This is a genomic window from Enterobacter cloacae complex sp. SHL009 (assembly GCF_049237205.1).
Taxonomy (GTDB): domain Bacteria; phylum Pseudomonadota; class Gammaproteobacteria; order Enterobacterales; family Enterobacteriaceae; genus Enterobacter; species Enterobacter cloacae_M.
Genome location: NZ_JBMKIW010000001.1, coordinates 1018044 through 1042527, shown reverse-complemented (window position 1 = coordinate 1042527; position 24484 = coordinate 1018044). Strand labels below are relative to the sequence as shown.

Annotated in this window: 23 protein-coding genes; 10 read left to right on the top strand and 13 right to left on the bottom strand. The window is 58.9% G+C overall.

Features of this window, described 5'->3' with window-relative positions; translation table 11 throughout:
• Positions 1-259: 259 nt before the first annotated feature.
• The 4 genes from ACOTZC_RS05135 to ACOTZC_RS05120 form a co-directional block, all read right to left on the bottom strand.
• On the bottom strand, positions 260-1957 hold the full coding sequence (locus ACOTZC_RS05135) for an NAD-dependent malic enzyme (protein WP_023311897.1): 1698 nt from the start codon (positions 1955-1957) through the stop codon (positions 260-262).
• A gap of 176 nt (positions 1958-2133) precedes the next feature.
• Positions 2134-2271 (bottom strand): stationary-phase-induced ribosome-associated protein, encoded by a 138-nt coding sequence (gene sra, locus ACOTZC_RS05130; protein ID WP_008501714.1) that lies wholly within the window; start codon positions 2269-2271, stop codon positions 2134-2136.
• A 95-nt stretch (positions 2272-2366) separates the two neighbouring features.
• Positions 2367-2582, bottom strand: a complete 216-nt coding sequence (bdm, locus tag ACOTZC_RS05125; protein ID WP_013096534.1) for a biofilm-dependent modulation protein — start codon at positions 2580-2582, stop codon at positions 2367-2369.
• A 232-nt stretch (positions 2583-2814) separates the two neighbouring features.
• A complete protein-coding gene (locus ACOTZC_RS05120) occupies positions 2815-3666 on the bottom strand; it encodes a Vmh family MBL fold metallo-hydrolase (protein ID WP_163353846.1) in 852 nt (283 codons plus the stop codon).
• Positions 3667-3776: 110 nt separating this feature from the next.
• Between ACOTZC_RS05120 and ACOTZC_RS05115 the strand changes: the two genes are divergently transcribed.
• Positions 3777-4652 carry a LysR family transcriptional regulator gene (locus ACOTZC_RS05115; RefSeq protein WP_248190872.1) on the top strand — a complete coding sequence of 292 codons (876 nt, stop codon included), beginning with the start codon at positions 3777-3779 and terminating at the stop codon, positions 4650-4652.
• A 7-nt stretch (positions 4653-4659) separates the two neighbouring features.
• Here ACOTZC_RS05115 and ACOTZC_RS05110 read toward each other — a convergent pair whose 3' ends face one another.
• Entirely contained in the window at positions 4660-5619 is a 960-nt protein-coding gene (locus ACOTZC_RS05110; protein WP_248162371.1) for a hypothetical protein, read from the bottom strand.
• Between the two features lie 115 nt (positions 5620-5734).
• Between ACOTZC_RS05110 and ACOTZC_RS05105 the strand changes: the two genes are divergently transcribed.
• Positions 5735-6163, top strand: coding sequence for an OsmC family protein (locus ACOTZC_RS05105; protein WP_023311893.1), 429 nt, complete (start codon positions 5735-5737; stop codon positions 6161-6163).
• Positions 6164-6186: 23 nt separating this feature from the next.
• Here ACOTZC_RS05105 and ACOTZC_RS05100 read toward each other — a convergent pair whose 3' ends face one another.
• Positions 6187-7092: a LysR family transcriptional regulator gene (locus ACOTZC_RS05100; protein WP_248162370.1), complete on the bottom strand. Its 906-nt coding sequence runs from the start codon at positions 7090-7092 to the stop codon at positions 6187-6189.
• Between the two features lie 133 nt (positions 7093-7225).
• Between ACOTZC_RS05100 and ACOTZC_RS05095 the strand changes: the two genes are divergently transcribed.
• On the top strand, positions 7226-7975 hold the full coding sequence (locus ACOTZC_RS05095; RefSeq protein ID WP_023311891.1) for an SDR family NAD(P)-dependent oxidoreductase: 750 nt from the start codon (positions 7226-7228) through the stop codon (positions 7973-7975).
• On the opposite strand, the gene ACOTZC_RS05090 is transcribed toward ACOTZC_RS05095, so the two are convergent.
• The 7 genes from ACOTZC_RS05090 to ACOTZC_RS05060 are packed head-to-tail and all read right to left on the bottom strand — an operon-like array spanning position 7972 to position 14806.
• On the bottom strand, positions 7972-8901 hold the full coding sequence (locus tag ACOTZC_RS05090) for an oligopeptide/dipeptide ABC transporter ATP-binding protein (RefSeq protein WP_045399916.1): 930 nt from the start codon (positions 8899-8901) through the stop codon (positions 7972-7974). The genes ACOTZC_RS05095 and ACOTZC_RS05090 overlap by 4 nt on opposite strands.
• Positions 8894-9880, bottom strand: coding sequence for an ABC transporter ATP-binding protein (locus ACOTZC_RS05085; RefSeq protein WP_126303355.1), 987 nt, complete (start codon positions 9878-9880; stop codon positions 8894-8896). Before ACOTZC_RS05085 ends, ACOTZC_RS05090 begins: the two co-directional genes overlap by 8 nt.
• Positions 9880-10773, bottom strand: a complete 894-nt coding sequence (ddpC, locus tag ACOTZC_RS05080) for a D,D-dipeptide ABC transporter permease (protein WP_023311888.1) — start codon at positions 10771-10773, stop codon at positions 9880-9882. The genes ACOTZC_RS05085 and ddpC overlap by 1 nt, the downstream gene beginning before the upstream one ends.
• Entirely contained in the window at positions 10770-11792 is a 1023-nt protein-coding gene (locus ACOTZC_RS05075) for an ABC transporter permease (RefSeq protein ID WP_033145620.1), read from the bottom strand. Before ACOTZC_RS05075 ends, ddpC begins: the two co-directional genes overlap by 4 nt.
• A 23-nt stretch (positions 11793-11815) precedes the next feature.
• Entirely contained in the window at positions 11816-13348 is a 1533-nt protein-coding gene (locus ACOTZC_RS05070) for an ABC transporter substrate-binding protein (RefSeq protein WP_248169631.1), read from the bottom strand.
• 15 nt (positions 13349-13363) lie between these two features.
• Positions 13364-13939 (bottom strand): D-alanyl-D-alanine dipeptidase, encoded by a 576-nt coding sequence (ddpX, locus tag ACOTZC_RS05065; protein WP_023311885.1) that lies wholly within the window; start codon positions 13937-13939, stop codon positions 13364-13366.
• A gap of 12 nt (positions 13940-13951) precedes the next feature.
• Complete coding sequence (locus ACOTZC_RS05060; protein WP_045399904.1) at positions 13952-14806, bottom strand: MurR/RpiR family transcriptional regulator; 855 nt, start codon at positions 14804-14806, stop codon at positions 13952-13954.
• Between the two features lie 265 nt (positions 14807-15071).
• On the opposite strand from ACOTZC_RS05060, the gene ACOTZC_RS05055 reads away from it, so the two are divergent.
• From ACOTZC_RS05055 to ACOTZC_RS05025, 7 genes are all read left to right on the top strand, one after another.
• Positions 15072-16553 (top strand): alpha/beta hydrolase, encoded by a 1482-nt coding sequence (locus ACOTZC_RS05055; protein WP_421635633.1) that lies wholly within the window; start codon positions 15072-15074, stop codon positions 16551-16553.
• Between the two features lie 95 nt (positions 16554-16648).
• On the top strand, positions 16649-17860 hold the full coding sequence (locus tag ACOTZC_RS05050) for a diguanylate phosphodiesterase (protein WP_023311882.1): 1212 nt from the start codon (positions 16649-16651) through the stop codon (positions 17858-17860).
• An 88-nt stretch (positions 17861-17948) separates the two neighbouring features.
• Positions 17949-18839: an aminoimidazole riboside kinase gene (locus tag ACOTZC_RS05045; protein WP_421635632.1), complete on the top strand. Its 891-nt coding sequence runs from the start codon at positions 17949-17951 to the stop codon at positions 18837-18839.
• Between the two features lie 173 nt (positions 18840-19012).
• Complete coding sequence (locus tag ACOTZC_RS05040) at positions 19013-20530, top strand: carbohydrate porin (RefSeq protein WP_133549058.1); 1518 nt, start codon at positions 19013-19015, stop codon at positions 20528-20530.
• Positions 20531-20596: 66 nt separating this feature from the next.
• Positions 20597-21967, top strand: a complete 1371-nt coding sequence (locus ACOTZC_RS05035) for a sucrose-specific PTS transporter subunit IIBC (protein ID WP_032656958.1) — start codon at positions 20597-20599, stop codon at positions 21965-21967.
• On the top strand, positions 21967-23373 hold the full coding sequence (locus tag ACOTZC_RS05030) for a sucrose-6-phosphate hydrolase (RefSeq protein ID WP_322408049.1): 1407 nt from the start codon (positions 21967-21969) through the stop codon (positions 23371-23373). Before ACOTZC_RS05035 ends, ACOTZC_RS05030 begins: the two co-directional genes overlap by 1 nt.
• 28 nt (positions 23374-23401) lie before the next feature.
• On the top strand, positions 23402-24418 hold the full coding sequence (locus tag ACOTZC_RS05025; RefSeq protein WP_047174371.1) for a LacI family DNA-binding transcriptional regulator: 1017 nt from the start codon (positions 23402-23404) through the stop codon (positions 24416-24418).
• The last annotated feature ends 66 nt before the right edge of the window (positions 24419-24484 follow it).

The window sequence follows — 24484 nt, the reverse complement described above, 5'->3', positions numbered from 1 at the left end:
CCGAGAGAAGGGATTTCAGGGGTTGGTGTCTTCGCTCAAGCAGAAGTTATCGCAGCACGATACCGATAACGCTTGAGCTGGTGCGATCACCAAATGTATGTGAAACATTGAAAATTTCACGATACAGCATAATTGGCCTCCTTATATATTCAGTAGGTTAATAGATGAAGGGAGTGTAGCGGGGGAAAAGGGGTTTGGCTAGTGGGGGGCGAATCTAATTCCCTCTCCCAAAGGGAGAGGGAACGGTCGCAGTGCAGAATTAAATCGAGGTACGGCGATAGCTGCGGTATTCAGGCTTCCAGAAGTTGTCGTCGATGGCCTGCTGCAGCGCGTCGGCAGAGGTTTTCACCGCCACGCCCTGCTGCTGAGCCATTTTACCTACCGCAAACGCGATAGCGCGCGACACCTTGTGAATGTCCTTCAGCTCCGGCAGCACCAGCCCTTCACCGTTGTTGACCAGCGGCGAGTAGCCCGCGAGGGTTTCGCTCGCCGACATCAGCATCTCATCGGTAATGCGGGACGCGCCGGAGGCGATCACGCCCAGACCAATGCCCGGGAAGATATAGGAGTTGTTGCACTGGGCGATCGGATAGGTTTTATCCTTCCACACCACCGGGTCGAACGGGCTGCCGGTGGCGACCAGCGCGTTACCTTCGGTCCAGGCGATGATGTCCTGCGGCGTCGCTTCCACGCGGGAGGTCGGGTTGGAAAGCGGCATCACGATAGGGCGCTCGCAGTGCTTGTGCATCTCGCGAATGATCTCTTCGGTGAAGAGGCCGGTTTGCCCGGAAACGCCGATCAGAATATCCGGCTTCACGTTGCGCACTACGTCCAGCAGGGAAAGGACTTCGTTGTCGGTATCCCAGTTTTTCAGGTTCTCGCGCTTCTGCACCAGCTTGTTCTGGAACGGCAGCAGGTTCGGCATAGCGTCGGTCAGCAGGCCGAAACGGTCAACCATAAAGACGCGGGAGCGGGCCAGCTCTTCGCTTAAGCCTTCGCGCTGCGTCTGGGCGATGATCTGCTCGGCGATACCACAGCCCGCAGAGCCTGCGCCCAGGAAGACAATTTTCTGGTAGCTCAGCTGGCTGCCGGCTGCGCGGCTGGCGGCGATAAGCGTACCCACGGTCACGGCTGCGGTGCCCTGGATGTCGTCGTTAAAAGAGCAGATCTCATCGCGATAGCGGTTCAGCAGCGGCATCGCGTTTTTCTGCGCGAAGTCTTCAAACTGCAGCAGAACGTCCGGCCAGCGGTGCTTCACGGCCTGGATGAAGTCGTCGACAAACTGATAGTACTCGTCGTCGGTAATGCGCGGATGGCGCCAGCCCATATAGAGCGGATCGTTGAGCAGCTGCTGGTTATTGGTCCCGACGTCCAGCACCACCGGCAGGGTATACGCCGGGCTGATGCCGCCGCAGGCGGTGTAGAGAGAGAGCTTACCGATTGGGATCCCCATCCCGCCAATGCCCTGGTCGCCGAGGCCGAGAATACGTTCGCCGTCGGTCACCACAATCACTTTTATATTGTGGTTCGGCACGTTCTGCAGAATATCGTCCATGTTGTGGCGGTTCTGATAGGAGATGAAAACACCGCGTGAACGACGGTAGATCTCTGAGAAACGCTCGCAGGCCGCACCCACCGTCGGGGTGTAGATCACCGGCATCATCTCTTCGAGATGGTTCTGCACCAGGCGATAGAAGAGGGTTTCATTAGTGTCCTGAATGTTACGCAGGTAGATGTGCTTGTCGATTTCGGTTTTGAAACCCTGATACTGGATCCACGCGCGCTCCGCCTGTTCTTCAATGGTTTCAACCACTTCGGGCAGTAAACCCAGCAGGTTAAAGCTGCTGCGCTCTTCCATGCTGAAGGCGCTGCCTTTGTTGAGCAGGGGGAATTCGAGTAAAACCGGTCCGGCGTATGGGATGTATAAGGAACGATGTTTTTTCAGTTTGTTGTCCATGTCACTCACTCTTTTTATGAAGATCCGTCCCTGACACTGCTGTTTGTCATCTTTCTGGCCTGTGCGATGGGGTGCGGTCAGGCGGTATTATAAAGGAGCTAAATATTAATTACCGCAACACATAAACAAAAACACCATCGGGATTACCGATGGTGTTCTGGATCTCAGTCTGGAACTTACTTGCCGGCGTGGCGTTTTCTGCCGGTGGCGTGCGTGACCTGCGTTTCGTGGTCGCCTTCAATCACCACTTTACGCTGATTTGAAAGCTTGTAGTTCAGTCCCAGAATATGGCGTGCCTGACGGTTCGATTTCATGTTAACTCCTCAATCCTGTTGATAGTTTTAAGGACCAGTTTGCTTACGCAAACGAAATGTAACCCCTTAGGTTGCAGATCCAGCTTAGCAGGTTTTTACAAGGGTGCGTTTTGTCCGCTGACGACGTAGTTAATAGTCTGCTGGTAGATGTCACTGAGGATGTCATTATCGGTGGATTCCACCCATTTGGTTAGTTCCATCAAAATGTCATCTTCAGTCACAGCACCGTGCTCGGCGTGAAGACCCTGCGCAATCGCGTTAACGAGTTCAGGTTGTGCTGCTGCGGTATTAGCCGGGTAATAAGTAAACATGCTGCCTCCGTGTCGTTGTCTGTTTAATGGTACGGCTCGCAAAAAATTTAATTCATAAACAGAATGGCAAATATTTTCCCGGTTGTGGTTCAGATTCATCTTAGAAATAAAAATGGCATAAGTGCATGCTTTTATGCACTTTTAAAAGGTGTGGCTATATCGACGGGTAACGGCGGGGATATTTTGGCGGGGCTCCTGCTATCGCGGAAATATAGCAGGAGCCGTTTTTAAATTACCACTTCATTTCGCCAGTATTCACTTTGGCGCTTAATTCCAGCGAGCTTTCATCAGCCAGGCCTGGATACTGTTTTTTCAGGGTGCTGATGACGCCTGCGGAATCTTTATGCGCGGCTAAAGCCTTTTCAAAGCGCTGCAGATAGTCGCGGGTAAAATCAATCGCGCCAGTGCCCGCTGGAGGAGTGCCCAGGTAGTGGCCCGGGATCACGCGCTCAGGTTTGTGCGCGGCCATATGCTCCAGCGTTTCCTGCCACTGCTTGCGGCTTTCCGGCGTCTGGGTGTCTGCCGTCCAGACGTGAATGCCCCAGGCTACCCCGGTGCCGCCGAGGATCGTTTTTGCTGAGGGGATCCACACATAGGCCGCGTAGCTGTCTGACTGCTCGATATCGACCTTTTCCCCGTCAACCATGAACGTGGTGGAGGCAAGAACCTGCGGGACAACCAGCTCCGTTGGCGCGCCGTCCTTCATCTGCGGCCCCCAGAAGGCGAGCTTGGCGTCTTTGGTGGCTTTAATATGGTCAACCACATGCTGCGTGGCCACCACTTTGGCATTCGGGAAGGCTTTGACCAGCGGCTGCAGGCCAAAATAGAAATCCGGATCGCCGGAGGTGATCACAATCTTATTCAGGGTTTTACCGCTGCGGCGGATTTTTTCTACCAGCGCTTCGCCATCCTTCACGCTGAACTGCGCGTCAAACAGCACCGCCTCTTTCGGGCCGGAAACCAGCGTGGAGGAGACCGGGAAAATGCCTTTTTCCTGCGGGTTCCAGGTATCAATGGTTAACGGCGCGGCAAAAACAGCCGGCGTGAAAAGGGTGGAAAGCAGGGCAAGGTGAGTGAATTTCATGCTGTTGTCTCTGTTGTTCAGGAATGTCTTTATTGTACGGATATTCGTATTTGCCAGAATTCCTGAAACAAGACATGCTTAGTTTCATAAATCGAGCAAATGGAGCTTATATGGACCGCGTTATCGCCGCTCAGGTCTACAACCGGATATGCGAGCTGGGCAGTTTGAGCGCGGCGGCCCGCGCGTTGGGCATTTCCCGACCGATGGTGAGCCGCTACCTTGAACAAATGGAGAAGTGGGCGGGAACGCGGCTGGTAAACCGCTCTACGCGCAAGCTGACGCTGACCGCGGCAGGGGAAAAGGTGCTGCAAAAAACCCGGACGCTCTCGCAGATTTCGCAGGAAATCGAGGGCCAGTCGGAGAAGGATCTGCCGTCCGGCACGCTGCGGGTGGCCTGCGCCCATTTTACCGCCATGCACCTGATTGCGCCGGTGCTGCCCGGTCTGCTCTCGCGCTACCCGCAGCTGCGCATCGAGCTGGACGTGAACAACCACCCGGTGAGCCTGGTGGGAGAGCGCATTGATGTCGCCGTGCGCATTACCGACAACCCCGAACCCGGCATGATTGCCCGCCGGCTGGGGGAATGTCGCTCGGTGCTCTGCGCCTCGCCGTCGTATCTGGCACAGCACGGTACCCCCGTCAGCCCCGAAGAGTTAGCGCAGCACAACTGCCTGCACTACAGCTTTTTTGCCGGGCAGTCCTGGCACTTCCTGACGCCGGAAGGGGAAAGCCTGAGCGTGGCCGTCAGCGGCAACCTGAGCGCCAGCATCTCTTCACTGTTGATGGACGCGGCGATCAAGCACTGCGGTATTGCCATGCTGCCGGAGCGCGAAGCGTCTGCCGCGCTGGAACAGGGATTGCTGGTGCCGGTGCTGGAGGCGCTTGAGCCGAAACCGCTTGCCATCCATGGCATTTATCAGTCCCGGGAATACCAGCCTGCCGCGCTGCGCGTATTCCTTGACGAACTGTCGCGCTACCTGGCATAAGAAGGCATTACCTCACCTTTAGCCAGGGAGACGTCGTGCTCCAGAAAATAATATCGGCACCGAGATAACTTTCGCCGAAGCGGACAAATTCCGCTTTGGTGAACGGTTTTCCGGTCTGAGGATTCTTATAGGTCAGGGTCGGTTCCTGAACCGCCATGGCGATGAGCGGCAGCGTCTGTTTATTTTTATGGAAGAAGGGATAGGCATTCTTCATGTGTGCCTTGCGGTTGGGAACAATGTCCGGCCCACCCAGGCCGATATTGTTGGCGCTGGCATACGCAAACAGTCGCCCCATGTAGTTGTGGTCATTATCCCATTCGCACGGCCAGAAGTTCACGTACTGCACCACGCGTGATTTCTGAAAAGCCTTTCGCGCAAAGGCCAGGTTTTCCATTTCACCCGCGAAATAGCTGTCGCAGGTAAATCCGGCGGGCGGATTTTTTTCGTCGATATCAATGGCGGTTTCGGGCAGGTTTACCCCATACACCTTTCCATCAAAGCGTTTCGCGAGGGCGGCCAGCAGCGCTTGGTAGCGCTGGCGCACGGCAGGATCCCACTGACGCGCCACCCACCCTGAACCGACCGGCTTGTCTTCGCCGGGGTTATCGAACTGCGGCGCAATCCCGCCACCGTACTGCGTGTCGTGCATCAGATAGTCCGGAACGTAGCGGGCGTCCGGCTCAAAGAAACGATCCTGGATTTGAATAAAGAGCTTTTTTCCGGCGGCCTTAACGCGCACCAGATCCTGTTCGATCCGCGAGAAGTCATAGCTGTCCTTCTCGGGTTCCAGCAGGCGCCAGTTGTAAACGATCTGCACGCCGCCGATATCGCTTCGCGCAACGAGGGGAAACGCCGCGTCGAGATCGCCCGAGCTGGTATAGATAAAGTTCTCCGGCGTTTTCGCCAGTGAAGAGAGCGACAGAGCCAGCGTGGTGACGGCAACGGCCATCCTGATTTTTAGCGCCATATCATTATCCTTTTTGTCGGTACAGCAGGTGAAAGTCCCGGAATTGTCTGTGTTCCAGGGTGGGGCAGATGCGTAGTCTATACTTAACCCTTTGTAAGCCAAAAGGAGAGCAAGAATGACTATTCATAAGCACGGTTCGGCACACTGGTCTGGCGACATTAAGCGCGGAAAAGGAACGGTTTCCACCGAGAGCGGCGTTCTCAATCAGCAGCCTTATGGTTTCAATACCCGCTTTGAGGGCGAAAAGGGGACCAACCCCGAAGAGCTGATTGGCGCGGCACATGCGGCCTGCTTCTCAATGGCGCTGTCGCTGATGCTCGGCGAAGCGGGTTATACCGCCGATTCCATTGATACCACCGCGGACGTCTCTCTGGATAAAACCGACGGCGGCTTTGCCATCACTAAGGTTGCCCTGAAAAGCAAGGTGACCGTTCCAGGCATCGCCCCGCAGCAGTTCGACGGCATTATTCAGAAAGCAAAAGCGGGCTGTCCGGTATCGCAGCTCCTGAAGGCTGAGATTACGCTGGACTATAAACTTAACTAAGCCACAGCCGGGTTTGCGCCCGGCTATCCCTTCAGCGCGGCGGGAAACACCTCCGCCAGCCACGCAATAAACACCTTAAGACGGTGCGTCAGATGCCGGTTCTGAGGGTAAACCACATGAAACGGATAGGCGGCAGGGCGCCAGTCGCTCAGAATCGCCGTCAGCGTTCCCGCCCGTAAATACGCGTTTGCCGAATACTCAAAGGTCTGAACGACCCCCAGCCCCGCCGCGGCAGCCGCCAGATGGGCATTACTTTCATTTACGCCGAGATAATGCGGAACGTTGATTTCCAGCGTCTCGCCGTTCTTTCTGAAGCGAAAAGGAAACGCCCGCCCGGTGACGGGCGAGAGGTAGCTAATGAGCTTGTGGCCGTTGCACAGCTCCTGTGGATAGGCCGGAACTCCATGGTTTTTCAGGTAGCCCGGCGTCGCGCAGGTGACCATTTCGGCGTTACCGAGATGACGGGCGATGAGGGTTGAGTCGTCCAGCGGACCGCCGCGAATCACGCAGTCTACGTTACCGCTGATGAGATCGACCGGCCGGTCGGCCACGCCAAGGTCGATGCGGATCTCAGGGTAGCGCTGCATAAATTCCGGAAGCAGGGGAATGAGCACGTCCCGGGCGGTGGAGCCGCCCACGTCAACCCGCAAATGCCCTTTTGGCGTCGCGCGGGAAACGCGAAACGAGGTGTCGATATCTTCGATATCAATCAGCACCCTGAGCGCTTTTTCATAGTATTCCATCCCTTCAGGTGTCGCGACCACCCGGCGAGTGGTGCGGTGCAGAAGGCGTATCTCCAGGTGCGACTCAAGCGATTTGACCAGCTTGCTCAGCGTGGCGATCGGCATATTCAGCGAGTCCGCCGCGCGGGTAAAGCTGCCGGACTCCACGACCCGCGTAAAGGCGCGCATCGCCATGAGCTGGTCCATGATGACCTCTGATTATTTCTGTATGTGAATAGTCATTTTCATTTTTGCCTGTTTTTCACTAATGCCGCAAGGGCTAAAGTTTGTTCAACGCGAGCGAAAGCGCGCACCACAAACCCAACAAAAGGTAAATGACATGAACACGACTCTCTCAGGAAAAATCGCACTGGTCACCGGCGGCAGCACCGGTATTGGTCTTGCCACGGCGCAGGAGCTGGCGGCGCAGGGCGCGAAGGTGTACATCACCGGTCGTCGTCAGGCCGAACTGGACGCCGCGGTAGCAGAGATTGCTTCTGACGCCGTGGGCATTCGCGCGGACGTTTCAAAGCTTGCCGATCTGGATGAGGTTTATGCCCGGATAGCCAAAGATGAAGGCCGTCTTGATATCCTGTTCGCCAATGCCGGTGGCGGCGATATGCTGCCGCTGGGCGCGATCACCGAAGAGCAGTTTGACCGGATTTTTGGCACCAACGTCCGCGGAGTGCTGTTCACGGTGCAGAAGGCGCTGCCGCTGCTCTCCGCCGGATCGTCGATTATTCTGACCGGCTCGACGGTCTCCGTTAAAGGGACGGCCAACTTCAGCGTCTACAGCGCCAGCAAGGCCGCCGTGCGCAACTTTGCCCGCTCCTGGGCGCTGGATTTGCAGGGCCGCGGGATCCGCGTCAACGTGGTGAGCCCGGGCCCGATCAAAACGCCAGGTCTCGGCGATCTGGTGCCGGAAGAACACCGTCAGGGGCTGTACGACGCGCTGGCCGCCCAGGTACCGCTGGGGCGTTTAGGCGCGCCGGGCGAGGTGGGTAAAGCGGTGGCGTTTCTGGCCTCCGACGCGGCCAGCTTTATTAACGCCATCGAGCTGTTTGTGGACGGCGGAATGGCGCAAATCTAATCCAGACTGCGCCAGCAGCGGACGTTACGGCCCTCGCGTGAGGGCTGTAGCGGCTGGGGACGTTCACACCCCTGCGTTGCCATCGGACAACGGTCGCGGAAAAAACAGCCCTCGGGCAGGTGACGGTTGCCGGGAAGCTCCGTTTTGCGTAACGCCAGATTTTCATCCAGCGGTTCACCGGTGCGGGGAACCGAGTCGAGCAGCAGACGGGTATAGGGATGGCGCGGCTCGCCAAGCACCTGCGCGGCGCTGCCCAGCTCCACAATCTGCCCGAGGTACATCACCGCCACCCGGTCGCTCATGTGTCTGACCACCGAGACGTTATGCGAGATTAACACGTAGGTCAGATTACGCTGCTGTTGCAGGTTCACCAGCAGGTTGAGGATTTGCGCCTGCACGGAGATATCCAGCGCGCTGGTGGGTTCATCAAGCACGATAATATCGGGATCGGACGAGAGCGCCCGGGCGATGGCGATGCGCTGGCGCTGCCCGCCGGAGAAGGCGTGCGGAAGCCTGTCGAGGTATTCCGGGCGAATGCCCACCTGCAGCGCCAGATCCTCCGCCAGCTGACGGCGCTCGCGCTCGCTGCTGCGTTTTTGCACCCACACCGGCTCGGTGATGATGCGCCAGACCGGCAATCGCGGGTCGAGCGACGAGAGCGGATCCTGAAACACCATCTGCATGCCGCCTGCGTGGTGAGCCCGCTGGCACGCGCCGGCGCTGGGCTTAAGCATGCCCATCAGCAGCTGGGCCAGCGTGCTTTTCCCGCAGCCGGATTCACCGACAATGCCCAGCGTTTCCCCCCGGCGGATCTGCAGATCGAGCCCATTGAGGGCATGGACCTGTTCCGTCACGCGGCCCAGCCAGTTTTTGCGCGCCGCAAAGTTCACGTGCACGCTATCCAGTTCCAGCAGTACATCAGACATGGTGTTTCTCCCGTTGTGGATACCAGCAGGCAGCCTGTTGGCCCTCTGCACCGTTGGGCTGTAAGCGCGGCGTTTCGCTGCATTTCGCCCCGGCGGCAAAGCAGCGCTCGCGGAAGGCGCACCCCTGCGGAAGCTGGCTGAGGTTGGGCACCGTGCCGGGGATGGCGGGAAGCAGGTCGCGCGGCTGGCCGTTTTCCGGCGCGCACCGCAGAAGGCCGATGGAGTAGGGATGCACGGGTCGGTGGATCAGCGTTTGCGTGGCACCGCTCTCGATCACGCTCCCGGCATACATCACGTACATCCTGTCGCAGAGCTGCGACACCACGGCCATATCGTGGCTGATAAACAACACCGAGGTCCCGCTGGCCCGCGCCTTGTGCTTCAGGAGGCGCAGCACCTGGAGCTGGACGGTAACGTCCAGCGCGGTGGTCGGCTCGTCGGCGATAATCAGCTCCGGCTCGCAGGAGAAGGCAAGGGCGATCATCACCCGCTGGCGCATGCCGCCGGAGAGTTCAAAGGGATAACGCTCCATGACCTGCTTCGCGTCCGGGATTTGCATCTCTTCCAGCAGGGCAATCGCCTTCTGCTGCGCCTCGCGCCGCGAAAGCGGCTGATGCTGGCGGATCACCTCCACCATCTGTTTGCCAATCCGCCGCGTCGGGTTGAGGGCGGTCATCGGCTCCTGAAAAATCATCGCCACTCGGGCACCGCGCCACTGGCGAAGCTGTTTCTCGGACGCCGTCAGGACGTTTTCGCCGAGTAACTTCACCTGTCCGTGATGAATGCGGTAGCTCCCTTCCGGCAACAGCCGCATGGCGAGCATGGCGGTCACGGATTTACCCGAACCCGACTCGCCCACCACGCCGACGATTTCACCCCTGCCGATCTCCAGCGAAACGTGGTTCAGCGCGTGGACCTCACCGCGAAAAATCGGGAAGCTCAGGTGCAGGTCCTCAATACGTAATACCGGTTCGGTCATCACTGTTTTCCTCCCGATTTCGGATCCAGCAGATCGCGGATACCGTCGCCAAACAGGTTAAAGCCTACGGCGGTAATCAAAATTGCCGCACCGGGAAAGGCGCAGTACCACCACTGGTCCAGGACGTAGTTACGGCCAACGGCCACCATCGCGCCCCATTCGGCAGTGGGCTGCTGCGCGCCCAGGCCAATAAACCCCAGCGTGGCGGCCATCAGAATGGCGCTGCCAATGTCCAGCGAAGCCTGCACAATCAGCGGCGGAAGGGCGTTGCGCAGGATATGCCAGCGGATCAAATGCCAGCGGGAGGCGCCAAACGTGCGGGCGGCCTGAACGTAGGTAAACTGGCGCACCACCAGGGTTTGCCCGCGCGCCAGGCGGACGTAAAACGGGATGCGGACAATCGCAATCGCCAGCATGGCGTTGAACAGGCTCGGCCCGAGCGCGGCGGCCAGCGCCATGGTCAGCACCAGGGAGGGAATGGAGAGCATGATATCCATCACCCGCATGATGATGGCGTCGCCGCGCCCGCCCAGCACGCCGGAAAAACAGCCCAGCAGTGAGCCAATGCCGCCCGCAATCGCCACCACCGCCAGCCCGGCGGTAATCGACTGCTGGCTGCCCGTCAGCACGCGGCTGAACAGGTCGCGTCCCACCTCATCGGTACCAAACCAGTGTTGTGCAGACGGCGCCTGCAGGCGTGCAGTCAGATCCAGCGCGTTCGGGTCATGCGGCACAATCCACGGCGAAGCCACCATCAGGAAGAGCATCGCAATCATAATGATGCCGCCAACGATCGTGAGCGGGCTTTGACGCAGCATCCAGAACAGCTTTGCCCAGTTGATGCGTTGTCCGGCGGTTTTAGCCGGGACGGGCGTTTCCTGCGTTAACATCATTCGGCACCTCCGCGCCCGATTCGCGGGTCAATCCACAGGTAAAGCAGATCGACCACCAGATTAACCAGCACGTAGGCCAGCGAAACGACGACGGCAAAGCCCATCACGGCAGGGAAATCGAGCGCCTGAATGGACGTCACCACCCAGGCGCCCATGCCCGGCCAGGCAAAGACGGTTTCGGTCAGCACGGCGCCGTAAAGCAGATCGCCCAGCGCCAGCCCGAGCACGGTAATGGACGGGATCATCGCATTCGGCAGAGCGTAGCGCAGGACGATGTACCAGCCGGGCAGTCCGCTGGCGCGCGCGGTGCGGATGTAGTCCTCGCTGAGCTGCTCCAGCATCGCCGAACGGACCTGGCGCGCCACGATCCCCAGGTGAACAAACGCCAGCGTCAGCGAGGGTAAAATCAGGTGCTGAAGCGCGTTGAAAAAGACCTCACCGTTGCCCTCCAGCAGCGCGTCCAGCAGATAAAAGCCGGTGACGTGCGTCGGCGGATCGAGCCAGTCGTCCAGCCTGCCGCCGCCCGGGAGGATCTGCAGGTGCCCGTAGAACAGCACGATGACGCCCAGCCCGAGCCAGAAGGCCGGCGTGGAGATCCCGGTCATCGCCATTAAACGCACCAGGTGATCCAGCCAGCGGTTGCGGTACACCGCGGACAAAATCCCCAGAGGCACGCCGATGACGAGCGCCAGCAGCAGAGAACAAAAGGCCAGCTCCAGCGTGGCGGGGAAAAAGGCCTTCAGGTCTTCCGCGACCGGGCGTCCGGTACGGATGGACGTGCCTAAATCACCGTGGGCCAGAGCGTCCACGTAGCGGCCAAACTGAACATACAGGGGCTGGTCCAGCCCTAGCTGCTGGCGGATGTTCTGCACGATTTCGTCGCTGGCGCGGTCGCCGGCCAGCAGGCGGGCCGGATCGCCGGGGATCAGGTGTGAAATAATAAAGGTGATAATACAGACACCGGCCACCACCAGGATTAACCCCCAGCAGCGCTGGCGCACTATGCTCCAGAACGTCATACGCTTTCCCCCGGCGAGAACCGTTACTTGCTCATGGTGGCGATGTTGAACACCTGCTCGAGCATCGGATTAAAGGTGAAGCCTTTGACCTCTTTGTTCATCGCCAGCTGGTAGTTTTTCTGGAACAGATAAACGTAGGCCGCCTCGTCGATAACCACCTTCTGTGCCTGCTGGTAATCTTTGGTGCGTTCTGCCTGGTCGGTGGTTTTCAGCGCGGCCTGCAGCAGGGAATCGACCTCTTTGTTCTCATAGAACGAGCGGTTGCCCGGCAGCCCTTTTTTGTCCGATTCGAACCAGTAGTTCATGAACATGTACGGGTCAGCAAAGTCCGGGCTCCAGTTGCCGATGGCAATGTCGTAATCGCCTTTTCCGACGCGGTCGCGCATGGTGGCGTTGGCCAGTTTTTCCAGCTTGACGTTAATGCCGATCTTGCCGAGGCTGGCCTGAGTGGAGAGGGCGATAGGCTCCCAGTTCGGATCGTTGTCCGAGTAGAGGAAGGTCAGGCTGGCGGGTTTGTCTTTGACCTTCTCCAGCGCCGCTTTGGCTTTGGCCTCGTCAAAGCTGTACTGCATTGCCGTGGCGTCAAAGCCCCACATGCCTTCCGGGATCGGGCCGCGCATCTGCTTGCCGTTGCCGCTCAGAATGCCTTTCACCATCCCCTGGTAATCCGTCGCCCAGGAGATGGCCCGGCGTAAATCCACCTGATTGAGCGGCGCTTTACCGTTGTTGAGATAGATGTAAGTCACGCGCAGGGACGGGTATTCCGCGACGGCGACTTTGCCTTCCTGCTTCAGCGCTGCGAGCTGATCGACGGGCAGGGAGTCGGCAATGTCCAGATCGCCGCGGGAAAGCTGCAGTCGGCGCGAGGCGCTCTCACCGATAATTTTCACCGATACGCGCTTAAAGTGCGGCTTTTCACCCTGCCAGTGAGGGTTAGGGATCAGAATCAGCTGCTGGCCTTTCTGCCAGCTTTTCAGCATAAACGGCCCGGAACCGGCGGTGTTTTGCGCCAGAAAACCGCGCGCATCGTCCGCCGCATTGGCCTTCAGCACCGCCGGGTTAATGATGGACGCCCCGTCGTTTGCCAGCGTGTAGAGGAAAGGCGCGAACGGCTGGCTGAGGATGAACTTCACCGTATGGTCATCGACGGCATCTATTTTCAGATCTTTCGGGAAGGCTTCAGACGGCCCCTGGCCGAGCTTCAGCAGGCGCTCAAAGGAGAGTTTTACCGCCTCGGCGGTGACCGGCGTGCCGTCGGAAAATTTCGCGTTATCCGCCAGGGTAAAGGTCCACTCTTTCTGGTCTTCAGACGCCTTCCAGCCCGTCGACAGATCGCCTTCCACCTCGGTAGAGCCCGGCTTGTACTTAACCAGACGCTGGTAGGACGGATAGGTGACGGTCCAGTCGTTGTTATCAATGGTGATGGCAGGATCGAGCGTTTGCGGGTCGGCGGCTTTACCGATCGCCAGCATGTCTTTCGGAACGGCAGCCAGCGCCAGCGGGGCGCTCAGGGCCAGCGTGGCGGCGATCAGGGTCGAAACAAGCGATGTTTTCATGGCAGTGCTCCAGGTTTAAAGAGAAGTGTGCGTCAGGGGAAAACAGGCAAAACGGTCGTCGAGCAGCGGGTAGCTGGCGGCGTTCGGCAGTTCGAAGTGCCACCATTCGCTGCTGATACCGACAAAACCACCGCCGAACATGATGGCGTTCAACAGAAGACGGTTGCGCTGGGCGTGCGGCGGCACGGAAGGGTGATACGGATGCGAGCGGTCGTGCATTTCGTCAAAACCGGCACCCATATCCAGTACGGCGTTATGCTCATCCATCAGGGTGACGTCGATGGCCGTACCGCGGCTGTGATTGGAGCCAATCGCCACGTCGACCACGTATTCCGGGTTCGGGCAGGCATCCCACAGCTGGGCCTGCGCCTGCTGCGGCCGATAGGCGTCGTACACCACCAGCTTCAGCCCGGCCAGCGAGGCAATGCTGATGGCTTTTGCCAGCGCGGTGGCCGCGTCGGTATGCAGCAGGCACAGCGCCTCCTGATAGATCGGACGGCCGGTGATGTTGTCGGCGGTGGCGTACTTCAGATCGATATGCAGCGTGGGAAACGTCTTCGCCACATCAATCAGTTCACTCTCTTCGGGCATAGCTCCGCTCCTTTAGCGTTCGAATTGACCAAACTCTTGTTGTAATTGTCGGTTGACCGCCAGACGCGCCGGGAGCGCATCACCAAGCGCTTCCACCACGCCCGACAGCAGCAGGTTGAACAGACAGCTCACGGGGGCAAGCGAATCCCAGAAGTGACCGGTATCGGTTTTCACCTGCAGTAAATCAATCGGGTAATCCCGCGCCCACGGGCACCAGATGTCGGTGATTAAGGCCAGCGGAATGCCTTTCTCGCTGGCGACGCGGCAGTACTGGCGGGCCATCGAGGAGTAGGTGCGCGTATCGGTCAGCACGACGTACGGGTGCGAAAACCCCGAGTTCAGGGATTCCACCCAGCTGCCGGAAGCCCCCTCCGAATAGCTCACGCGCGGGCGGAGGTATTCAAGGTGGCTGAAGAAGGCGTTGGCAATCCCGCGCGTGGACTGGATCCCCAGCACAAACACCGCGTCGGCGTGGGCGAGGTTGTGCACCACCTGACGAAAGGCGTCCGTTTGCGCCATCTGGTACACCTGCGTGATGGCATCCACTTCCAGCGACAGGGCGTGCTGAAGGCGGCTGGAAAGGGGGCGCTGCTGCTGCCAGGAGTCCAGCCGCTCGTTCATGCCCCAGGGCTGATACGGATCGCGCAGGCTCTTTTTGGCATCCTCCAGGTTGCGATACCCCAGCTTGCGCAGGAAGCGTCCGACGGTAATTCCGCTGGTCCCGCTCGCCTGGCCGATGCTCTCCGCCGTTTCAAACGGGATTTGCGCGGCGTGCGCCAGCAGCCAGCTTCCGACCCGCTTTTCGCTGGGCGTGAGCTGGCTGAACGTCGCTTCGATACGGCTCAACATCTCAAGTTTCGTCGTCATACCGCCTCGCTGTTAACAGGCTGTCAAAAGCCGAATTTTTGTTACCGGGTTAACAATGCATGATGCGTGCCATGTTCACAGGGCGGGTGAAACCCGCTGTGCAGTAAACTTCATGCAATATTTGTTTAACCAATGATCAACATTTGTGCAGCGTAGTTCACTTTTGGTGCACTGGCTGAGCGGGCAGGTATGAATTTGGTGAATACGTCAGTCCGTTCACATTTTTGATAAGATAGAAGCATTGAGAACATAAAAGGGATCCCTCATGGCGAATTTGCCCTGGCGAGTCAGCGTGCGCCTGATCGCGCTTGCAAAGAAAACAGGAATGGTCGTGGGGATCGTCCTGGTCGTTCTGCTGGCGGTGCGGGTCTATCTCTCGCAGCAGGGGCCGGAACTGCACCTGTGGCACACCTGGCGGGCCGATGAGATGTCCGCGCGCGAGATGGACAACGCCGATTTTGCCGGGTATCAGGCCCGGGAAAAGGCGATTTTCACCGCTCTGGATAACGCGGTGACGGCGAAAACAGCGGGCGAGGAACAAACCCCGTTAAACCGCTATTACCGCCAGAGCCTGGTGTGGCCGGGACAGTTTACGCCCGATGCCAACCGCTCCTTTGTGCTGATGCCTGCCGGAAAGCCGCGCGGCGCGGTGGTGCTGTTGCACGGTCTGACGGACTCGCCTTACAGCGTCAGGCGGGTTGCGGTGAACTATCAACAGCACGGCTTTGTGGCCGTGGTCCCGCGCCTGCCCGGGCACGGCACCGCGCCCGGCGCGCTGACGGACGTCGACTGGGAAATGTGGCTCGCGGCGACGCGTCTTGCGGTGCGGGAGGCCACGCGTCTGGCGGGCGAGGCTGCGCCTTTGCATCTGGTGGGTTACTCCAACGGCGGGGCGCTGGCGATGAAATATGCCCTCGATGCGCTGGACGCGCCTTCGCTGCGTAAACCGCAGCAGGTGATACTGCTCTCACCGATGATCGGCGTGACGGCCTTTGCGCGGTTTGCCGGTTTCGCCGGGTTACCGGCGCTGCTGCCGGCGTTTGCCAAAGCGGCGTGGCTGAATATCTCTCCGGAATATAACCCGTACAAATATAACTCGTTCCCGGTGAACGCCGCCCGCCAGTCATGGCTTCTGACGAAGGCCCTGCAGGAGCAAATCGGCCGCGAGGCGCGGGAGAACAGGCTGGCGAATTTGCCGCCGATCCTGGCGTTCCAGTCGGTCATGGATTCCACGGTCAGCACCCGCGCGGTGGTGACCGGCCTGTTTGACCAGCTTCCGGCAAACGGCAGCGAGCTGGTGATGTTTGACATCAACCAGGCGGCGAGCTTCCGCCCGCTGTTCAAACCGTCGTCGTGGACGGCAACTTCGGCGCTGCTGCCGGTTGCGCAGAGGCGTTACGGTGTCACGATTATTACCAATGCCAGCGAGCACAGTTTCTCGACGGTGGCGAAGATCACTCCGGCAGGCAGCACCCGGGAGACGGTCGTGCCGCTGGCGCAGGCCTGGCCGCAGGATGTCTATTCCCTGTCGCATATTGCGGTGCCGTTCCCGCCGGATGACGATCTCTATGGCCGTGAGCCTGGGATGAAAAACCGCTACGGCATCAGCCTGGGGACGATTGCGCTCTGGGGCGAAACCTCCGTGTTGAGCGTCGGAAAAGAGGCGCTGATGCGGGTCACCTCGAATCCGTTCTACGACTATATGCAGGAGAGGATCGACAGCCGCATTGGCAACGGGGAAAAGTAACGTTCCCCTGTGGTGTGAATATGTTAGGTCGCATTGATTAAGTATGTTAAATAGTAGCTTCAAGGCACCTCACTTTCTCATCGGAACCCATTTTTGTGCTGACGACTCTGATTTACCGAAGCCAGTTGAATTTATCCCGCCCCTCCACCGAGCTGCGGGAACTGGTGGAGCGCGCCCGGATCCGCAATGCCAGTCTGAATATCACCGGGGTTCTGCTCGCAAAAGGCAGCGATGTGCTGCAAATACTCGAAGGGTCGGAAGAGAGCGTGCTCAAGCTGTTCCATAAAATCCGTGACGACAAGCGGCACAGTGGAGTGGTTGAGCTGATGCGGGACTATGGCCCGCGCAGGCGCTTCGAAAACGTCGGTATGCTGCTGTTCGATCTGCAGACGCAGTCACCGAAAGAGGTGCTGCAGTCGGTTCTGAATTACAGCAAGCTGGAAAGCTATCTCACATCCGATGACCGGGTGTTCAAATTTATTCAGACGTTTATCACAGGCAAACGTCCGGCCCTGTCGGGTGCACGCTACGTACCTGAAAAATGGACGCTTTCATCCGAGGCGTTGCCCTTTGGCGAACACCTGGGGCTGATGGCCAACCAAACCTGTCAGTTTGCGCTCCAGCCCATCGTTGAGCCCTCGGAAGGGAAGATCAGTTCGCTTGAAGCCCTCATTCGCGGCAACGAAGGCGGCAGCCCGGAGCATTTCTTCAGCGCCCTTGACCCGGACAAAATCTACGAAGTCGATCTCCAGACGAAAGCGTATGCCTTTGCTCTCGCGGAAAAGCTGGGCATTGGCAGCCATAAGATTGCGGTAAACCTGCTGCCGATGTCGCTGGTGAATGTCCCCAACGCCGTGGAATTTTTGGTCAGCGAGATAAAAAAACATGGCCTTCAGCCGGAGCAGGTGGTCATTGAAGTGACGGAAAACGAGATGATCTCCGGCTTCAACCAGTTTAATAGCGCCATCAAGCAGCTTCGCGGTGAGGGGATTGGCCTGGCGATCGATGATTTCGGCTCCGGCTATGCCGGTCTTTCGCTGCTGACCCGCTTCCAGCCGGATAAAATTAAGATCGACCGGGAGATAGTCAGCGATATCCACCTCAGCGGCCCGAAGCAGGCGATTGTGCGCTCCATCGTCAGCTGTTGCTCCGATCTCGAAATTACCCTGGTGGCGGAAGGGATCGAGAAGATAGAGGAGTGGTGCTGGCTCGAGTCTGCCGGGATCCGCCGCTTCCAGGGCTTTCTGTTTGCCCGCCCGCAGCTTAATGGCGTCGGTGATATTCACTGGCCGCATCTGGTGCGTTAGCCAATTTTCCTCCCGCGTTATTTCCCCTTCGCACTGCCTGTGCTTAAATAGCTAAAACGGTTTAACATTGTTTAGCTGCGAGGAAAGCATGAAAAAAATCTGGGTACTTGGCGATGCGGTAGTGGATTTGCTGCCCGATGGAGAAGGCAGATTGCTGCAGTGTCCCGGCGGCGCACCGGCAAACGTTGCGGTCGGTATTGCCCGGCTGGGCGGCCAGAGCGCCTTTATCGGCAGGGTTGGCGACGATCCCTTCGGGCGCTTTATGGCGAAGACTCTCGCTGACGAGCGGGTCGATGTGAAGTTTTTGCGCCTTGACCCGGCGCACCGCACCTCAACGGTGGTTGTCGATCTGGATGACCAGGGCGAACGCTCGTTTGCCTTTATGGTGCGTCCGAGCGCCGATCTGTTTCTCGAATCAGCCGATCTGCCGACGTTCAGCGCCGGGGAATGGCTGCACGTCTGTTCCATCGCATTAAGCGCAGAGCCGAGCCGTTCTGCGACGTTTGAGGCGATGGCCGCCGTTCGCGAGGTGGGCGGTTACGTCAGCTTCGACCCCAATATTCGCCCGGATCTCTGGCCGGATGAGAACGAGCTGCGCCGCTTGCTGGAGCAGGCCCTGCAGAGCGCCGACGTGGTGAAACTCTCCGTCGAAGAGCTGGCGTTTTTAACCGGAAATGTCGAGGTAAACGTCGGTCTGCATGTGCTGATGGCGCGCTGTCCGGCGCGTCTGGTGCTGGTCACCCAGGGAAAAGAGGGGGTGATCGCCTGGCATGACGGCGCCGTGGAGCACTATCCGGCAACGCCCGTTGAGTGTGTCGATACCACCGGCGCGGGCGATGCTTTCGTGGCGGGGCTGCTCTACGGGCTGGCTGCCGGGCAGGACCTGACGCCGGTCATCGCGCTTGCCCAGCGCTGCGGCGCATTAGCCACTACGGCCAAAGGGGCGATGACCGCATTGCCCTGGCAGCACGATCTGTAATTCCTTCCTCCACTGGCCGCCATCCGGCGGCCTGAATTGTCGCCTCGATCACACTTACTAAAACGGTTTAGCAAAAAAGATTGCCGATCCAAAATTCAGAGGTTTAGTATCAGCAACCTAAACCGGTTTAGCAATTTAGCACTTTTAATGACTTCTTTTAGGGATGCGACAAAATGTATAAAAAACGCAGACTTGCCGTGATGATAGGCATGCTGGCCGGAAGTACCTCTGTTTTTGCCCAAACGGATATGACAAGTATCGAAGCGCGTCTTGCCGCGATGGAGCAGCGCCTCCAGGCGGCAGAAACGCGTGCGCAGGTGGCGGAGAAACGCGCCACGGATGCGGAACAAAAAACGCAGCAGCTGGTTGCCGCGCAGCAGCAGACGCAAACGACCACCCAGGCGGTGGCGCAGCGCACCACCGCGCTGGAGAAGAAGGCGGATCAAAGCAGCGGGTTTGAGTTCCACGGCTACGCCCGTTCGGGCCTGCTGATGAACGATGCGGCCTCCAGCAGCAAAAGCGGTCCTTATCTTACCCCGGCCGGAGAAACCGGCGGCGCGGTAGGGCGTCTGGGTAATGAAGCCGACACCTACGTCGAGCTGAACCTGGAGCACAAGCAAACTCTGGATAACGGGGCCACCACGCGCTTCAAAGCGATGCTGGCCGACGGTCAGAGAACCTATAACGACTGGTCAGCCGATACCAGCGATCTCAACATTCGCCAGGCCTTCGCGGAGCTGGGTAACCTGCCTGATTTTACCGGCGCGCTGAAGGGCAGCACCTTCTGGGCGGGTAAACGCTTCGACCGCGACAACTTTGATATTCACTGGCTGGACTCCGACGTGGTGTTCCTCGCCGGTACCGGCGGCGGCGTCTACGACGTGAAATGGAACGATTCGCTGCGCAGCAACTTCTCCATCTACGGCCGCAACTTCGGCAGCGTGGAGCAGACCGACAATAACGTTCAGAACTATATCCTCAGCATGAACCACTTCGCCGGACCGTTCCAGCTGATGGTGAGCGGCCTGCGGGCGAAGGATAACGACGACCGTAAAGACACCAACGGCGATCTCATCAAAACTGACGCCGCCAATACCGGCGTTCATGCCCTGGTCGGGTTGCACAACGAGAGCTTCTACGGCCTGCGGGAAGGGACAGCCAAAACGGCGCTGCTGTACGGTCACGGGCTGGGTGCGGAAGTGAAAAGCATCGGTTCCGACGGCGCGCTGCTGTCTGAGGCGGATACCTGGCGCTTCGCAAGTTACGGTGTCACGCCTATCGGCGGCGGCTGGAGCGTTGCGCCCGCGGTGCTGGCGCAGAGCAGTAAAGATCGCTACGTCAAGGGCGATAGCTATGAGTGGGTGACGCTCAACACCCGCCTGATTAAAGAGGTGACGCAGAACTTCGCCCTGGCGTTTGAGGGAAGCTATCAGTACATGGATTTAAATCCGGAAGGCTATAAGGACCGCAACGCCGTTAACGGCAGTTTCTACAAGCTGACCTTTGCGCCGACGTTAAAAGCGAGCAAAATCGGCGATTTCTTCAGCCGTCCGGAGCTGCGTCTGTTTGCCACCTGGATGGACTGGAGCAGCAAACTGGATCATTACGCCAGCGATGATGCCTTTGGCAGCAGCGGCTTCAACGCCGGCGGGGAATGGAACTTTGGGGTCCAGATGGAAACCTGGTTTTAACCCATCACGCTCCCGCTTTGCGGGAGCGTTTCGCACATCATAAAAAGAAGTCAGGCAGAGGTATCTATGGATTTTAATCAAATCGCCCGCGAGCTTATTCCGCTGCTCGGTGGCAAGGAAAATATCGCCAGCGCGGCGCACTGCGCAACGCGTCTTCGTCTGGTGCTGGTCGATGACGCGCTTGCCGATCAGCAGGCGATCGGCAAGGTCGACGGCGTAAAAGGCTGTTTTCGTAACGCCGGGCAGATGCAGGTGATTTTTGGCACGGGCGTGGTCAACAAGGTCTACGCCGCGTTTATTCAGGCTGCGGGGATTAGCGAATCCAGCAAGTCTGAGGCCGCGGATCTGGCGGCGCGCAAGCTGAACCCGTTCCAGCGCATTGCCCGTCTGCTCTCCAACATCTTTGTGCCGATCATTCCCGCGATTGTGGCCTCCGGCCTGCTGATGGGGCTGCTCGGCATGGTGAAAACCTACGGCTGGGTCAATGCGGATAACGCTCTCTACATCATGCTGGACATGTGCAGCTCCGCGGCGTTTATCATTCTGCCTATTCTGATCGGCTTTACCGCCGCGCGGGAATTTGGCGGTAACCCGTACCTCGGCGCGACGCTGGGCGGCATTCTGACCCACCCGGCGCTGACCAACGCCTGGGGCGTGGCCTCCGGCTTCCACACCATGAACTTCTTCGGCCTTGAGATCGCGATGATTGGCTATCAGGGCACGGTGTTCCCGGTGCTGCTGGCCGTCTGGTTTATGAGCATCGTGGAGAAAAATCTGCGCCGCGCGATCCCGGACGCGTTAGATCTGATCCTGACGCCGTTCCTCACCGTCGTTATCTCCGGCTTTATCGCCTTGCTGATTATCGGCCCGGCGGGGCGCGCGCTGGGCGACGGCATCTCCTTTATCCTGAGCACGTTAATTGAACACGCGGGCTGGCTGGCCGGGCTGCTGTTCGGTGGGCTTTACTCGGTGATTGTGATCACCGGTATTCACCACAGCTTCCACGCGATTGAAGCCGGTCTGCTGGGCAACCCGTCGATTGGCGTGAACTTCCTGCTGCCGATCTGGGCCATGGCGAACGTGGCGCAGGGCGGCGCCTGTCTGGCGGTGTGGTTCAAAACCAAAGATGCCAAAATTAAAGCCATTACCTTACCGTCGGCGTTTTCTGCGATGCTGGGCATCACCGAAGCGGCTATTTTTGGTATCAACCTGCGCTTCGTGAAACCGTTTATCGCCGCGCTGATCGGCGGCGCGGTGGGCGGGGCCTGGGTGGTATCTGTTCATGTTTACATGACCGCCGTTGGGTTGACCGCTATTCCGGGCATGGCCATCGTGCAGGCCAGCTCGCTGCTCAACTATATTATCGGTATGGTGATTGCCTTCGGCGTGGCGTTTACCGTCTCACTGCTGCTGAAATATAAAACGGACTCTGAATAATGACGTTACCTTCCCGCTGGCCTGCGATCCTGCAGGCCGTTATGAAAGGTCAGCCGCGGGCGCTGGCGGATAGCCACTATCCGCAGTGGCACCCCGCGCCGGTGACGGGGCTGATGAACGATCCCAACGGGTTCATCTGGTTTGCCGGCCGCTACCACCTGTTCTATCAGTGGAACCCGCTGGACTGTGAGCATCGGTTTAAATGCTGGGGGCACTGGAGCTCTGCTGACCTGGTGCACTGGCAGCATGAGCCGCTGGCGCTGATGCCGGATGAAGAGTATGACCGCAACGGCTGCTACTCCGGTAGCGCCGTGGATAACCAGGGCGTTCTGACCCTTTGCTACACCGGCAACGTTAAGTTTGATGACGGCAGCCGCACGGCCTGGCAGTGCCTCGCCGTGGAACAGCCGGACGGGACCTTTACGAAGCTGGGGCCGGTGCTGGCACTGCCGGAAGGCTACACCGGACACGTGCGCGACCCGAAGGTGTGGCAGCACGACGGGGAGTGGTACATGGTGCTCGGCGCGCAGGATGTGCAAAAGCGCGGCAAGGTGCTGCTGTTTACATCAGCCGATTTGCACGCTTGGACGTCCTGCGGGGAAATCGCCGGTCACGGCGTCAACGGCCTGACGGACGCGGGGTATATGTGGGAGTGTCCGGACCTGTTCGCCCTCGACGGAACGCACGTCCTGATCGGCTGTCCGCAGGGGCTGGCGCGCGAGCCGCATCGCTATCTCAACACCTATCCGGCTACCTGGATGAGCGGGGCGTTTGACTATGAAAACGCCGCATTCGATCACGGCGAGCTGCACGAGCTGGACGCGGGCTTTGAGTTTTACGCACCCCAAACGACCCTGGCGGAGGACGGACGACGCATTCTGATCGGCTGGATGGGCGTACCGGACGGGGAAGAGATGCTTCAGCCAACCCGGACACACGGCTGGATGCACCAGATGACCTGCCCGCGTGAATTACGCTATCGCGACGGCAGGCTCTGGCAGACCCCGGCTCGCGAGCTGACTGCGCTGCGTGAAGATGAACAGCGCTGGCAGGGGCGCGCCAGCGAGGCACCGGACATGGACGCGACGCGCCTGGAGTTCGAGCTGAGCGCAGCGCAGGTGAACGTCGATTTTGGCGGCGCGCTGCGTCTCATGGTCGATGAGCAGGGTATACGTCTTGAACGCGCGAGCCTGAAAACCGGTGAAACGTTGACCCGCTACTGGCAGGGCGACGTCACTCATTTATGCGTTCTCTGCGACCGCTCCAGCGTTGAAATCTTCATCAATCACGGTGAAGGGGTGATGAGCAGCCGCTATTTTCCTGACCATCCGGCCCGGGTGCGATTCGAAGGTGCGTCCGATATCACATTACGCTACTGGTCGCTGCGCGCCTGCATGATAGAATGAGGGTTTTGGCAGCCGGATCTAAGTCGTTGTGAGAAAAACAAAACGCGTCACCATTAAAGACATCGCGGAGCTGGCGGGCGTGTCAAAAGCCACCGCCAGCCTGGTCCTCAACGGGCGCAGCAAAGAGCTTCGCGTGGCGGAAGAGACGCGCGAGCGCGTGCTGGCGATTGCAAAAGAGCACCACTATCAGCCCAGCATTCACGCCCGGTCGCTGCGCGATAACCGCAGCCACACCATTGGTCTGGTGGTTCCGGAGATCACCAACTACGGTTTTGCCGTGTTTTCTCACGAGCTGGAAACGCTGTGCCGCGAGGCAGGGGTTCAGCTGCTGATCTCCTGCAGCGATGAAAACCCGGGGCAGGAGACGGTGGTGGTGAACAACATGGTGGCGCGTCAGGTTGACGGACTGATTGTGGCCTCCAGCATGCTTAACGATGCGGACTACCACAAGCTGAGCGAGCAGCTGCCCGTTGTCCTGTTTGACCGCCACATCAACGACAGCGCGCTGCCGCTGGTGATCACCGATTCCATTACCCCGACGGCGGAACTGGTGGCCGACATTGCGCGCCAGCATCCTGATGAGTTCTATTTTCTCGGCGGCCAGCCGCGCCTTTCTCCGACGCGCGATCGTCTGGAAGGGTTTAAACAAGGTCTGCGAGAGGCCGGCGTGGAACTGCGCCCCGAGTGGATCATTCACGGCAACTATCACCCGAGCTCCGGTTACGAGATGTTTGCTGAACTCTGCGCCCGTCTGGGGCGTCCGCCGAAAGCGCTGTTCGCCGCCGCCTGCGGGCTGCTGGAAGGGGTGCTGCGCTATATGGGCCAGCACAACCTGTTGCAAAGTGATATCAGGTTAGCCAGTTTTGACGATCACTATCTCTACGATTCGCTGACGATCCCGGTGGATACTATTCGTCAGGATAACCGCCAGCTGGCGTGGCACTGCTTTGATTTGATTAGCAAATTGATCGAAGGAGAGACGCCGCAGCCGTTGCAGCGCAAGCTTAATGCCACCCTGCAGCGACGCTATAAGCCAGCGAAATAGCCCGGTTCGATACTTCAATAACTTTAATTAATTTAAGTTTTGGAATGGCCGATAACCATAAGGAAT